A 13,895-nucleotide genomic window follows, 5' to 3' on the forward strand; every position below is an offset into this window, starting at 1 on the left:
AGCTCCGACTGGCAGCCGGGCCTGGCGATGTCCGCCTCTTCAAAACCTAGGTGACTCATGCGCGATCCGGTTGAAACCTACATGAACCTCGTGCCCATGGTGGTCGAGCAGACCAACCGTGGCGAGCGCGCCTACGACATTTTCTCGCGCCTTCTGAAAGAGCGCATCATCTTCCTGACCGGGCCGGTCGAGGACGGCATGTCGACGCTCATCGTCGCGCAGCTGTTGTTCCTTGAGGCGGAAAATCCGAAGAAGGAAATCTCGATGTACATCAACTCGCCGGGCGGCGTGGTGACGTCGGGCCTTGCGATCTACGACACCATGCAGTTCATTCGTCCGCCGGTCTCGACACTGTGCACGGGCCAGGCTGCCTCGATGGGCTCGCTGCTGCTCTGCGCCGGCGAGAAGGACATGCGCTTCTCGCTGCCGAACGCGCGCATCATGGTGCATCAGCCCTCCGGCGGCTTCCAGGGCCAGGCCACCGACATCATGCTGCACGCCCAGGAAATCCTGAACCTGAAGAAGCGCCTCAACGAGATCTACGTGAAGCACACCGGCCAGACCTACAAGGCGATCGAGGACGCGCTGGAACGCGACAAGTTCCTGACCGCGAGCGACGCCAAGGAGTTCGGCCTGGTCGACAAGGTCATCGACAAGCGCGCCGAGGAAACCGCGGCGCCGAAGACTCCGTAGCACTACTGCGGCGGCGAACCTTCGGGCTCGCCGGCGCCATCAGGGAGCGTTCACGTTAAGGACACGTGCGCGCGTCGCAAAACGTAGTTTTGCGCCCTGCGACAGGCAGAAAGTTCCGCTTTCGTGCTTGTTTTTCGTGGCAATCCAGCAACGCCGGGGTGATTTCGATCACTTCGCCCGTGCCAAGACCGGAAATCACGGTATTGTCACGGGTAGCCGGCGACCCCCGATTAGCGAATTCTTGATAGTCGGGTGACAGCATGGTTCGCTACGACTGATCGGCTATGATCGCGGGGAATCGAGTGACCGTGATTCGCACGGCATGCAACGTAGGGTCTTTTTTGGTACGGAATTTGCTCTATTTGAAGGACTGTACCGGCTGTCGTGCCGGAATAGGGCGATCGAGCGGACGGGATCGAACCGCGGACGGAGACATGAATGAGTAAGGTCGGCACGAGCGACTCCAAGAACACGCTGTATTGCTCGTTCTGCGGCAAGAGCCAGCACGAAGTTCGCAAACTGATCGCGGGTCCCACGGTCTTCATTTGCGACGAGTGCGTCGAGCTCTGCATGGACATCATTCGCGAGGAGAACAAATCCTCGCTGGTGAAGTCGCGCGACGGGATTCCGACGCCGAAGGAAATCTGCAAGGTGCTGGACGATTACGTGATCGGCCAGAACCATGCGAAGAAGGTCCTCTCGGTCGCGGTGCACAATCACTACAAGCGCCTCAACCACCAGACCAAGCACAACGACGTTGAGCTTGCGAAGTCGAACATCCTGCTGATCGGTCCGACCGGCTCGGGCAAGACGCTGCTCGCGCAGACGCTCGCCCGCATCCTGGACGTTCCGTTCACGATGGCGGATGCGACGACGCTGACCGAAGCCGGCTATGTCGGCGAGGACGTCGAGAACATCATCCTGAAGCTGCTCCAGGCCGCCGACTACAATGTCGAGCGTGCCCAGCGCGGCATCGTCTATATCGACGAAATCGACAAGATCAGCCGCAAGTCCGACAATCCCTCGATCACGCGCGACGTGTCGGGTGAGGGCGTGCAGCAGGCATTGCTCAAGATCATGGAAGGCACGGTGGCTTCGGTCCCGCCGCAGGGCGGCCGCAAGCATCCGCAGCAGGAATTCCTGCAGGTGGACACCACCAACATCCTGTTCATCTGCGGTGGTGCGTTCTCGGGCCTCGAAAAGATCATCTCGGCACGCGGTCGGTCGACCTCGATCGGTTTCGCCGCTCAGGTGCTCGCGCCGGAAGACCGCCGTACCGGCGAAATCTTCCGTCACGTCGAGCCGGAGGATCTCCTGAAGTACGGCCTGATCCCTGAGTTCGTCGGCCGTCTGCCCGTCGTGGCGACGCTGGAGGATCTGGACGAGGCTTCGCTCAAGAAGATCTTGGTCGAGCCGAAGAACGCGCTGGTGAAGCAGTACCAGCGGCTGTTCGAGATGGAGAACATCGAGCTGACCTTCGCCGACGAGGCGCTTGGCGCGGTTGCCCGCAGGGCGATCGAGCGCAAGACCGGTGCGCGCGGACTGCGCTCGATCCTGGAGGCGATCCTGCTCGAGACCATGTTCGACCTGCCGGGCCTCGAAGGTGTGGAAGAAGTCGTGATTTCCCGCGAAGTCGTGGAAGGAACGGCGCGTCCGCTCTACATCTACGCCGATCGGTCCGATCGCGCCGTCGAGAACGCCAGCGCCTGATTTCGGCGCTGGAACGCTCCAATCGTCTCCTCAAGCAAGGCTGCGGAAGGTATCTCCGCAGCCGGTGTTGCGTCGCTTTATTCGCGTGCGTAAGCGCCTGATGGCGCGCGTCTTTCAATGACTTGACACCCCCCCAGTCGATAGCCACCTAATGTCGGCGGCGAGCAAAAATTCTCTTCAAGATTCGCCTCAGTTCCGATCCGGCAGGCCGGTCCAACCTCAAAAGGACCGACCGGTTTAGCGGATCACCTCGGCACCTTGTGGCGGTTGCGCATGAGCATGGCGGGCTGCGTGCAAGGGGGCAAAGCAAAAGGAAAAGGCCATGACCAATCCAAAACCCAGGCCAGCCATCGTTCATGGCGAAACGCACGCCTATCCTGTGCTGCCGCTGCGCGACATCGTCGTCTTCCCGCACATGATCGTTCCGCTCTTCGTCGGCCGCGAGAAGTCGATCCGCGCGCTCGAAGAGGTGATGAAGAACGACGCGCTGATCATGCTCGCGACCCAGAAGAACGCGTCCGACGATGATCCGGCACCCGATTCCATTTACGAGACCGGTACGCTTGCCAGCGTGCTTCAGCTCTTGAAGCTTCCCGACGGCACCGTGAAGGTGCTGGTCGAAGGGCTCGAGCGTGCGCGCGTGCAGAAGTACACCGATCGCGCCGACTATTACGAAGCGACCGCGGTTGCGCTCGCCGACACCGATGCGAAGTCGGTCGAGGCCGAGGCCATGGCGCGCTCGGTCGTGTCCGACTTCGAGAGCTATGTGAAGCTCAACAAGAAGATCTCGGCCGAGGTCGTCGGCGTCGTGCAGGCGATCACCGATTTCGCCAAGCTCGCCGACACCGTCGCCTCGCATCTCGCCGTCAAGATCGCGGATCGCCAGGGCATCCTGGAGACGCTGTCGGTCACGCAGCGCCTGGAGAAGGTGCTGGGCCTGATGGAGAGCGAGATCTCGGTGCTCCAGGTCGAGAAGCGCATCCGCTCGCGCGTCAAGCGCCAGATGGAGAAGACCCAGCGCGAGTACTATCTCAACGAGCAGATGAAGGCGATCCAGAAGGAGCTCGGCGACGACGACGGTCGCGACGAGCTCGCCGATCTCGAAGAGAAGATCTCCAAGACCAAGCTCTCCAAGGAAGCGCGCGAGAAGGCGCAGCATGAATTGAAGAAGCTGCGCCAGATGTCGCCGATGTCCGCAGAAGCGACCGTCGTGCGCAACTATCTGGATTGGCTGCTGTCGATCCCGTGGAACAAGAAGTCCAAGGTGAAGAAGGATCTGGAAGCCGCGCAGGCGGTTCTGGACGCGGATCACTACGGGCTGGAGAAGGTCAAGGACCGCATCGTCGAGTATCTCGCCGTGCAGTCGCGCGCCAACAAGCTGACCGGCCCGATCCTGTGCCTTGTCGGCCCTCCCGGTGTCGGCAAGACCTCGCTCGGCAAGTCGATCGCGAAGGCGACCGGGCGTGAGTTCGTGCGCGTCTCGCTCGGCGGCGTGCGCGACGAGGCCGAGATCCGCGGTCACCGCCGCACCTATATCGGCTCGATGCCCGGCAAGATCATCCAGTCGATGCGGAAGGCGAAGTCGTCGAATCCGCTGTTCCTGCTGGACGAGATCGACAAGATGGGCGCCGATTTCCGCGGCGATCCGTCCTCGGCGCTGCTCGAGGTCCTCGACCCCGAGCAGAACGCGACCTTCAACGACCACTATCTCGAGGTCGACTACGATCTGTCCAACGTGATGTTCATCACGACCGCGAATACGCTGAATATTCCCGGCCCGCTGATGGACCGCATGGAGATCATCCGGATCGCTGGCTACACCGAGAACGAGAAGGTCGAGATCGCGCGCAAGCACCTGATCCCGAACGCGGTGTCCAAGCACGGTCTGGACTCCAAGGAGTTCTCGATCGACGACGACGCGCTGCTGCTTTTGATCCGCCGCTACACCCGCGAAGCGGGCGTGCGCAATTTGGAGCGTGAGCTCTCCACACTCGCCCGCAAGGCGGTGAAGGAGCTGATGATCTCCAAGAAGAAGTCGGTCAAGGTCACCGAGAAGACTCTGGAAGAGTTGCTCGGCGTGCCGAAGTACCGCTTCGGCGAGATTGAGAGCGAGCCGCAGGTCGGTATCGTCACCGGCCTTGCCTGGACCGATGTCGGCGGTGAGTTGCTGACGATCGAAGGCGTCATGATGCCCGGCAAGGGCAAGATGACCGTCACGGGCAATCTGCGTGACGTCATGAAGGAATCGATCTCGGCGGCGGCGTCCTACGTCCGCTCGCGCGCGATCGTCTACGGCATCGAGCCACCGCTGTTCGACCGCCGCGACATCCACGTGCACGTGCCGGAAGGCGCGACGCCGAAGGACGGTCCGTCGGCGGGCGTGGCGATGGCCACCGCGATCATCTCGGTCATGACCGGCATCCCGGTCCGCCACGATGTCGCGATGACCGGCGAGATCACGCTGCGCGGCCGCGTGCTGCCGATCGGCGGCCTGAAGGAGAAGCTGCTGGCTGCTGCCCGCGGCGGCATCAAGACGGTGCTGATCCCCGAGGACAACGCCAAGGATCTCACGGAGATTTCCGATGCGATCAAGGGCGGCATGGAGATCATCCCGGTCTCGCGCCTCGACGATGTCGTCGCCAAGGCGCTGGTCAAGAAGCCGGTGCCGATCGTCTGGGAAGAGGACACCAAGGTGACGGTGAAGCCGGACGGCGACGAAGCCGCCGGCGGCCTGACCGCTCACTGAGATCGCAGCTCGAAAAGATGATAAAACGGCGCCTTCGGGCGCCGTTTTTATTGTGGGGCATTTTGTTTTGGGCAGCGGATGACGACGATGCACATCGACGGGCAATGCCATTGCGGCGAGATCACCTTTGAAGCCGAGATCGACCCGGAGACGGTGTCGGTCTGCCATTGCCGGGACTGCCAGACCCTAACGGGGTCGCCGTTCCGGGTGACGGCGATCTGCACCAAGGCCGACGTCAAGCTGACCGCCGGCACGCCCAGGATCTACGGCAAGCGCGGCGACAACGGTCGGATGCGCTTCCAGCACTTCTGCGCCGAGTGCGGTTCCCCGCTGTTCACGAGCGGCGAGGGCGACCAGGAGGACGATTGGGGCATCCGCTGGGGCAGCATCCGCCAGCGCGATAAATTGCGGCCCGTCAGGCAGATCTGGTGCCAGTCGGCGGCGGTGTGGATCGACGCGGTGCCACTGCTGCCGGGACGGCCGGGGGATTGAGGCCGAGGAAGTGCAGTTCCGCGCTTGCCCGTTCGGGGCAGGTGGGGATAAAGAAGCGGCGAGGGGCGGTTAGCTCAGCTGGTTAGAGCATCTCGTTTACACCGAGAGGGTCGGGAGTTCGAATCTCTCACCGCCCACCAGCCTTTGCTCGCTTCGCGAGCTTCGGCTCGGCGAGCCAGCCTCACACGTTATTGGCGCGAAGCGAACGAAGGCTGCCGCGCAGAAGCCGATAGGCGCAGGCGGGCAATACCGAGACACAGAGGCCCTGATGCAACAACCAAGCGGACACGAACAAAACGCCGATCAGATCGCTTACTGGAACGGCCCCAGCGGGCAGCGCTGGGCCGATCGCCATGCGGCGCAGGAGAGCCTGCTTGGACCCATTGCCGATGTGCTGATTGACCGCGCCAGGCCGAAGCCGGGCGAGCGCGTTCTCGATGTCGGCTGCGGCTCCGGCGCGACGACGTTCGCATTCGCGAAGGCTGTCGCGCCTGATGGCTTCGCGCTCGGGCTCGACGTCTCCGAGCCGATGCTGTCGCAGGCGCGCGCGTTTGCGCCAAAAGGCCTGCCGCTGGATTTCGCGCTGGCGGATGCGACGGTGCATGCGTTCGAGCCGGCGAGCTTTGACCTGCTGGCCTCGCGGTTCGGCGTGATGTTCTTCGCCGATCCGATCGCATCTTTCACCAACCTCCGCCGCGCGCTGAAGCCGACGGGGCGGCTGGCGTTTGCCTGCTGGCGCGAACCGAAGGAAAATCCGTGGATGATGGCGCCGTTGATGGCCGTCTACAAACACGTGCCCAAGATGCCGCCGGTCGGGCCGGACGAGCCGGGCCCGTTCGCCTTTGCCTCGGAAGAGCGCGTGACGCGCATCCTGAAAGGCGCCGGCTTCGTCGACGTCGCGATGGAGCCGCACAATCTCGCGATGGATGTCGCGATCGGCGGCGGGCTCGATGCCGCGGTCGAGGGCTCGCTCCAGATCGGCCCCGCCAGCCGCGCGCTGCAGGGCCATCCGCCGGAGACGTATGCCGCGGCAAAAGCCTCGATCCGCGAAATGCTCGCGCCGTTCCTGAAGGGGCAGTCGGTCGCGCTGCAGGGCGCGATCTGGATTGTGACGGCGAAGGCGGCGTAGGCGTCGCTGTTCACGCGTCCCCGCGCCAAACAGTCAGTGTCGTCCGGGCCTAGTGCGCAATTGCGCACGGGGGCCGGGACCCATAACCCTAGGGAGAAGTGCGGCACGAGGCTGATAATCACGAGCCTTCGTTAAACTACTCCCTGTGGTTATGGGTCTCGGATCAGCGCTCCGCTTCGCTGCGCTTGTCCGGGACGACACCGGAGATTGGAGCCCGCACGCAACTACCTCACACCACATCATCCGGCGCCAAAGCGCAGCCATTGTCGGGATGGGTCTCGACCTGAAGGGTGGTGTGGCCGATGCGGTGGGAGCGCTTCAGCATTTGCGCCGTCTCCATCAGGAATGCATCGCCGGCGCCGGTGGGCATGACGAGGTGGCAGGTCAGCGCCGTCTCGGTGGTCGAGATCGGCCAGACGTGGAGATCGTGGATCGCGGACACACCGGGACGTGCCAGCAGGAACACCCTGATCGCGGCAATGTCGGTGCCTTTGGGAGCCGCTGCCATCGACATGTCGATGGAGCCGCGGAGCAGGCTGGTGGTGCTCCAGAGGATTGTGACGCAGATGATGAGGCTGGTGACGGGATCGAGCCAGAGCCAGCCGGTCCAGATGATCAGCGCCGCCGAGACCACGACGCCAAGCGAGACCGCGGCGTCGGCCGCCATGTGCAGATAGGCCCCTTCGATGTTGATGTCGTCCTTGCGTCCGCGCGCGAACAGCATGGCGGTGAAACCATTGATGAGGATGCCGATGCCGGCGACCACCATCACGGTGATGCCGGCGACCGGCTCCGGCTCACGCAGGCGCAAGAACGCTTCCCAGCCGATCGCGCCGGTCGCGACCAGCAGGAATACCGCGTTCGCCAGCGCCGCCAGGATGGTGGAGGCGCGCAAGCCATAAGTGAAGCGGCCGCTCGGCGCGCGCCGCGCCGCGATCGATGCGCACCAGGCCACGACCAGGCCGAGCACGTCGCTAAGATTATGGCCGGCGTCCGCAAGCAGGGCAGTGGAGTTGCCGATATAGCCGTAGACGGCCTCGGCCACGACCAGCGCGGTGTTGAGCGAGATGCCGATCGCAAACGCCCTGCCGAAGCTGGCGGGGGCATGGACATGCGCGTGGCCACCATGATCGTGATCATGGCCGTGGCTATGATCATGGTGATGATGGCCGTGATGGTCGTGGCTGCCCACCTCTACCGCTCCCCGGACGCTGCCAAATCAGGCGCCATTGTAGGCGTTTCGTTTGCCACGTCACGGCGGAACAGCACGTAGAGCGCCGGCAGCACCAGCAGCGTCAGCACGGTCGCGGAGATGATGCCGCCGATCACCACGGTCGCAAGCGGCCGCTGCACCTCGGCCCCGGCCCCGGTGGCAAGGGCCATCGGCACGAAGCCGAGGGACGCCACCAGCGCCGTCATCAGCACCGGACGTAGGCGTGTCAGCGCACCCTCGCGCACCGCGTCGGCGACGGGGTGCCCCTCGCTGCGCAGCCGCTCGATGAAGGCGATGATCACGAGGCCGTTGAGCACGGCGACGCCCGACAGGGCGATGAAACCGACGCCGGCGCTGATCGACAGCGGGATGCCGCGAAGCAGCAGCGCCATAACGCCGCCGGTCAGCGCCAGCGGCACGCCGGAGAACACGAGCGCCGCATCCGCCGCCGATCCCATGCCCATGAACAGCAGCAGGAACACCAGCAGCAGCGCCACCGGCACCACCAGCGTCAGCCGCTTGGTCGCCGAGACCAGTTGCTCGAACTGTCCGCCCCAGGCGATCCAGTAGCCCGGTGGCAGCTTGACCTTCTCCGCGGCCGCTGCCTCGGCCTCGGTGACGAAGGAGCCGAGATCGCGTGCGCGGACGTTGGCGGTGACGACGATGCGCCGCTTGCCGTTCTCGCGGCTGATCTGGTTGGGGCCGGGCGTCGCATCGACGGTGGCAACCGACGACAGCGGCACATAGCGCATCTGGGCGAGGAGGGAGCCGGGCAGTGCCGTCCGGATCGGCGCACCGATTGTTGCTTCCTCACCCGGCGGCAGCGGGATCGGGATCGCCCGGATGGCCTCGAGATTGCCGCGCAGATGTTCCGGCAGGCGCACGACAATGTCGAAGCGGCGGTCGCCCTCGAACAGCTTGCCGGCCGACTTGCCACCCACCGCGATCTCGACGATGCCCTGCACCTCGCTGATGCTGAGCCCGTACCGGGCGAGCGCCTGGCGGTCGAGACGGACGGTGAGGATCGGCAGGCCCGAGACCTGCTCAATCTTGACGTCGCTGGCGCCGCGTATGCCGCGGATCGCGGCCTCCACCTGTTTCGCCGCGCCTTGCAGGATGTCGAGGTCGTCGCCGAAGATCTTGACGCCGACATCGCTGCGGACGCCGGAGATCAGCTCGTTGACACGGAACTGGATCGGCTGGGAGATTTCATAAGCGCTGCCGGGGATGTCGTCGGCGGCACGGTCGATGGCCTCGATCACGTCCGACTTGGACCTGCCCGGGTCGGGCCATTCGGCGCGCGGCTTCAGCATAATGTAGCCGTCGGTCTGTGCCGGCGACATCGGGTCGGTTGCGATCTCCGCTGTGCCGATGCGGGTGAAGAACTCCTTCACCTCCGGAATCTGCTTGATGCGTTTTTCCAGCGCCTTTTGCAGGTCCAGCGACTGTGTCAGGCTGGTGCCGGGAATCCGGATCGAAGCCAGCGCGACGTCGCCTTCGTCCAGGCTCGGAATGAACTCACCGCCCATGCGCGCGGCCGCAACGCAGCTTGCAACCACGATGATGGCGGCCATGATTGCGACGCTGAGGCTATGGTCGATCGCAAGCCGGAGCAGGGGGAGGTAGGCGCGCTTCGCCAGCCGCATGAACAGGTTTTCGTGTTCCGATACCTTGCCGGTGACGAAGATCGCGACCGCCGCCGGCACGAAGGTGATGGAGAACAGCACCGCTGCACCCAGCGCCATCAGCACCGTCAGCGCCATCGGCGTGAACATTTTGCCTTCGACGCCGGTCAGCGTCAGCACCGGCAGGTAGACCACCGCGATGATCAGCGTTCCGAACAGGCTCGGCTTGATGACCTCGCGCGACCCCCGCCGGATCGCGCGCAGCCGTTCGGAGATCGTGAGCAGCCCGCCTTTCTCGCGCTGGGCCTCGGCCAGCATGCGCAGGCAATTCTCGACGATGATCACGGCGCCGTCGACGATGATGCCGAAATCGATCGCACCCAGGCTCATCAGGTTCGCGCTGACCTTGGTCTCGACCATGCCGGTGACCGTCATGGCCATCGACAGCGGAATGACGCAGGCCACCACGAGCGCGGCGCGGATGTTGCCGAGGATCAGGAACAGCACGGCCACGACCAGGGCCGCGCCCTCCACCAGATTGTTCTCGACGGTGCGGATGGTGGCTTCGACCAGATCGGTGCGGTCGTAGACGGTCCGCGTCACGACGCCGTCGGGCAGCGATTTAGCGATCTCCTCAAGCCGGGCCGCGACACGGCGCGCCACGGTGCGGCTGTTCTCGCCGATCAACAGCATGGCGGTGCCGAGCACGGTTTCGTCGCCATCGCGCGTCGCGGCTCCGGTGCGCAGGTCGCGACCTTCGGTGACGGTCGCGATATCCCTGATCCTGACGGGATTGCCGCCGCGCGAGCCGATGACGATGTCCCTGATTTCGCCGACATTGCCGACCTGGCCCGGCGAGCGAACCAGATACTGCTCGCCGTTGCGCTCGATATAGCCGGCGCCGACGTTGGTATTGTTGGCGGCGAGCGCCGTCATGACGTCGCGAAAGCCGAGCCGGTAGGCCATCAGCTTGCCGGGATCGGGAAGCACATGGAATTGCCGCTCGAAGCCGCCGATGGTGTTGACCTCGATCACCCCCGGCACGTTGCGAAGCTGCGGCTTGATGATCCAGTCCTGCACGGTGCGCAAATCGGTCAGCGAATAGTCGTGGCCGCCTTGGGTCTTCGCGCCCGCCTTGGCCTCGACGGTGTACATGAAGATTTCGCCGAGCCCGGTCGAGACCGGTCCCATCGCGACCTCGACGCCGGCCGGAAGCTGGTCCTTCACTTGGCTGATCCGTTCGCCGACGAGCTGGCGGGCAAAATAGATGTCGGTGCCGTCCTTGAAGACGACCGTCACCTGGCTCAGGCCGTAGCGCGACAGCGAGCGGGTGTAGTCGAGTTTCGGCAGGCCGCCCATGGCGGTCTCCACCGGGAAGGTGATGCGCTGTTCGGTTTCCAGCGGCGAATAACCGGGGGCGCGGGTGTTGATCTGGACCTGGACGTTGGTGATGTCAGGGACGGCGTCGATCGGAAGGCGCTGGAAATTCCAGGCTCCGAAAGCGACGGCGCCAAGCGCGAGCAGCAGGACCAGCCAGCGCTGCTGCAGCGAGACGGCGATGAGGCGCTCAATCATGCTCGGCCTCGCCCTTGCCCATCTCCGCCTTCACGACGAAGCTGTTTTCCGCGACGTAATGCTCGCCGGCCGAAAGGCCGGCCCTGATCTCGACATGGCGCGGATCGGAATCTCCAAGCTCCACCGGGCGCGCCTCGATCTTGTCGCCATCCTCGCGGACGAACACGATGGTCCTGTTCTCCAGCGTCTGGATCGCGCTTTTGCGCACGGCGACCGCGACGTCGCGCGCGGCGAGGATCAGCCGTGCCGTGACGAACAGGCCGGGACGCAAGCGTCCGTCCGGATTTGCCAGCACCACGCGCGCCAGCGCGGTCTGGGTCTCGCTCGAGCCGATCGGGGCCATGTAGGAGATGGTGCCCTTGATCTCGCCGCGGCCGTCGTCGGGATCGATCAGCACCTCGTCGTTGAGGCGGACGCGCCGCAGATCCTGGCGATAGATGGACAGATCGACCCAGATGGTGGTGAGGTCGGCGACGACGAAAGCGGGCTTCTGCTCGGAGGCGTATTCGCCGAGCGAGATCTGCCGCTCGATGATGGTGCCGGCAAGCGGCGCCTTAAGCTCGTAGACGGTGAGGCTCTGGTTGCTCTCGATCGCGGCGAGCAGATCGTCCTTGCCGACCCTATCGCCGATGCGCTTCTGGATCGATTTGGCGACGCCGGGAAAGCGCGGCGTCACCTGCACCACGGCTTCCTGGTTGGCGCGCAGGATGCCGTTGAAGGCAAGCGTGTCGGTCAGCGTGACGCTCCCGGCTTCCGCCAGCGTCACGCCCGCGGCTGCGAGCTTGACGTCGGAGATGCGGATCCGGTCGGCGCCGTGCTCGTCCTGCTCGACATGGTCGTTCGGCTTCTCCGGCTTCTTGTCTGCGGCGTGTTCGGCCTGCTCGACCCTGGACGGACCGAGCAGGGAATAGCCGTAAGCGCCAAGTGCGCTGGCAACGATTGCGACGAGGATGGTGGAGGACGTCTTCATCGTGCGCTCTCCCGCGCCAGCGTGAAGGGATTGCCGACGAGGCCTTCGATGGTCGCCACCCCCGCGTGGAAATTCTGCAGCGCCTCCTGCTCGCGCAGCCGCGCCTGGGTGAGGCTGGCCTGGGCATCGAGCACTTCGAGCAGGCTGAAGCGGCCCTGGCCGTAGCCTTGAGCGATGGCGTCCGAGGCTTCGGTGGCTTTGGGAATGGCGCTCTCGCGCAGCACCGCGAGCTCGCGCAGCGAGCCCTGGAGCGAGTCGTAGGCGCGACCTGCGACCACGATCAGCGTGTTGCGGTTGGCCTCGCGCTCGGCCTTGGTCTTGGCGAGGCTTTCCTGCGCCGAAAGGATATTGCCCTGGTTCTGGTCAAACACGGGGATCGGCACCGAGACGGTGAGGCGTGCTGCGTCATCATTGGTCTCGTTGAAATGGCGCCAGCCGGCGGCGATCCGCACGTCGGGATAGGGCCGCAGCCGCGCCAGCAACAGCTCGGCGTTGCGCTGGGCATAGATCGCGGTCCAGCGCACCAGCTGCGGATTGGCATCGATCGCGGCGACGACCGACTGGAATGTCGGCGGCCGGCCCATGGTGTCGAGCCGTCCGGAGACCTCGCTGAATTTCGGTGCCGCGTCGCCCATCAGGACTGCAAGCTCGCGCCGGGCGCTGGCCAGCGTCGCCTTGAAGCGCTCGCGGTCGGCCTTCACCAGGGCGGAAGCCACTTCCGCGCGGCCGGTCTCGGCCGGCGAGGAGGCACCGGCCTCGACGCGGCGGCGCAAGAGCGGCGTCAGCCGGTCAATAGCGGTGATCTGCTCGTCGAGGATCTGGATGCGCCGCTGTGCGCCGAGCACGCTGAGGAAAGCGATCGCGGTCTCCGACAGCACCTCCAGCCTGACGGCCTTGCGCTGGATCGCGGCGACCTCGATCCCGGCGACACCCGCTGCAATCCGCGCGTCGCGCTTGCCGAACAGCTCGAAGGCCTGGCTGATCTGGAGCGTGGTCTCGGCCGATCGCGTGCCGCGATAGATGCCGGACCCGAATGAATTGTCCTGTTCGTAGGTCAGTTCCGGATTGAGAAGCGCACCTGCCTGGATGCGCTGGCCCGTGGCGATGCCGACATCGCGCTCCGCCGCGGTCAGCCGCGGGCTCGTGGCCAGCGCGCGCGAGAGCGCGCTCCGCATCGTCAGTGTCTGGGCGTGAGACGGCGCAAGCGCCAATCCGGCAATCAGACACGCTGCCGCGCACGCCAGGCGCGCGGCCATTCCCCTGCAAAACATGAAACCGACCTGTAAAGGATGAACCCAATGGGCGCGCGTGGCGCCCGACCAATCCGTTCAGGCCATATCTTTGGGAGGCGGGGAGTCGGTATCGGGGACAATGCCAGCGAGCCGGGGTGCGCGTTGCGGGCGCGATGCGGACACGAGCCCGATCGATGCGGCCGGTGGCGACGGCTGCGCCACCGTCACCGAGAAGCAGCCATGGCAATGATGCCCGCCGACGGCCTTGTGGTCGTTGTGATCTGTGGAGCTGTCGAGGACCGCGCTGATCTCCGAGCCGCCACCGGGCGTGGTCACGTCGATGTCGTGCAGGCCATGCAGCGCTCCCGCGAGCAGGTAGACAACCGCGATCAGCACAGACAGGCGGGGGGCGCCCGGGGGGGGGGGGGGGGGGGGGGGGGGGGGGGGGGGGGGGGGGGGCCGGATTAAAAAGGTTGGGGGGGGGGGCCGCGGGGCAGGGGGGGGGGGGGA

The 13,895-nt window shown here is 65.1% G+C and carries 10 protein-coding genes and 1 tRNA gene; 6 read left to right on the forward strand and 5 right to left on the reverse strand.

The window, feature by feature from the left end; genetic code table 11:
• The first annotated feature begins 57 nt into the window (after nucleotides 1–57).
• From AC0L21_RS07665 to AC0L21_RS07690, 6 genes are all read left to right on the forward strand, one after another.
• The gene (locus AC0L21_RS07665; RefSeq protein ID WP_473259823.1) at nucleotides 58–693 is read left to right on the forward strand and encodes an ATP-dependent Clp protease proteolytic subunit; all 636 of its coding nucleotides are present in this window, start codon (nucleotides 58–60) and stop codon (nucleotides 691–693) included.
• Nucleotides 694–1,131: 438 nt separating this feature from the next.
• Complete coding sequence (gene clpX / locus AC0L21_RS07670; RefSeq protein WP_007603503.1) at nucleotides 1,132–2,403, forward strand: ATP-dependent Clp protease ATP-binding subunit ClpX; 1,272 nt, start codon at nucleotides 1,132–1,134, stop codon at nucleotides 2,401–2,403.
• Nucleotides 2,404–2,725: 322 nt separating this feature from the next.
• Nucleotides 2,726–5,149, forward strand: coding sequence for an endopeptidase La (gene lon, locus AC0L21_RS07675; protein ID WP_473259826.1), 2,424 nt, complete (start codon nucleotides 2,726–2,728; stop codon nucleotides 5,147–5,149).
• An 87-nt stretch (nucleotides 5,150–5,236) separates the two neighbouring features.
• Complete coding sequence (locus AC0L21_RS07680) at nucleotides 5,237–5,641, forward strand: GFA family protein (protein ID WP_473259829.1); 405 nt, start codon at nucleotides 5,237–5,239, stop codon at nucleotides 5,639–5,641.
• 63 nt (nucleotides 5,642–5,704) lie between these two features.
• Nucleotides 5,705–5,781: transfer RNA gene (locus AC0L21_RS07685), tRNA-Val, on the forward strand.
• A 128-nt stretch (nucleotides 5,782–5,909) separates the two neighbouring features.
• A complete protein-coding gene (locus tag AC0L21_RS07690) occupies nucleotides 5,910–6,770 on the forward strand; it encodes a class I SAM-dependent methyltransferase (protein ID WP_473259831.1) in 861 nt (286 codons plus the stop codon).
• A gap of 229 nt (nucleotides 6,771–6,999) precedes the next feature.
• Here the strand turns inward: AC0L21_RS07690 and AC0L21_RS07695 are convergent, their stop codons facing one another.
• From AC0L21_RS07695 to AC0L21_RS07715, 5 genes are read right to left on the reverse strand one after another with little or no spacing between them, the layout of a single operon-like run.
• Complete coding sequence (locus tag AC0L21_RS07695) at nucleotides 7,000–7,962, reverse strand: cation diffusion facilitator family transporter (RefSeq protein WP_473259834.1); 963 nt, start codon at nucleotides 7,960–7,962, stop codon at nucleotides 7,000–7,002.
• A 2-nt stretch (nucleotides 7,963–7,964) separates the two neighbouring features.
• Entirely contained in the window at nucleotides 7,965–11,183 is a 3,219-nt protein-coding gene (locus AC0L21_RS07700) for an efflux RND transporter permease subunit (protein WP_473259838.1), read from the reverse strand.
• Nucleotides 11,176–12,153 carry a divalent metal ion exporter adaptor subunit IhpB gene (gene ihpB / locus AC0L21_RS07705; RefSeq protein ID WP_473259842.1) on the reverse strand — a complete coding sequence of 326 codons (978 nt, stop codon included), beginning with the start codon at nucleotides 12,151–12,153 and terminating at the stop codon, nucleotides 11,176–11,178. Before ihpB ends, AC0L21_RS07700 begins: the two co-directional genes overlap by 8 nt.
• Nucleotides 12,150–13,424 carry a divalent metal ion exporter subunit IhpA gene (gene ihpA / locus AC0L21_RS07710; protein WP_473259844.1) on the reverse strand — a complete coding sequence of 425 codons (1,275 nt, stop codon included), beginning with the start codon at nucleotides 13,422–13,424 and terminating at the stop codon, nucleotides 12,150–12,152. Before ihpA ends, ihpB begins: the two co-directional genes overlap by 4 nt.
• Before the next feature lie 57 nt (nucleotides 13,425–13,481).
• Nucleotides 13,482–13,787, reverse strand: a complete 306-nt coding sequence (locus AC0L21_RS07715) for a hypothetical protein (RefSeq protein WP_473260108.1) — start codon at nucleotides 13,785–13,787, stop codon at nucleotides 13,482–13,484.
• Nucleotides 13,788–13,895 lie beyond the last annotated feature (108 nt).

It is taken from the genome of Bradyrhizobium sp. WSM4873 (assembly GCF_055811355.1).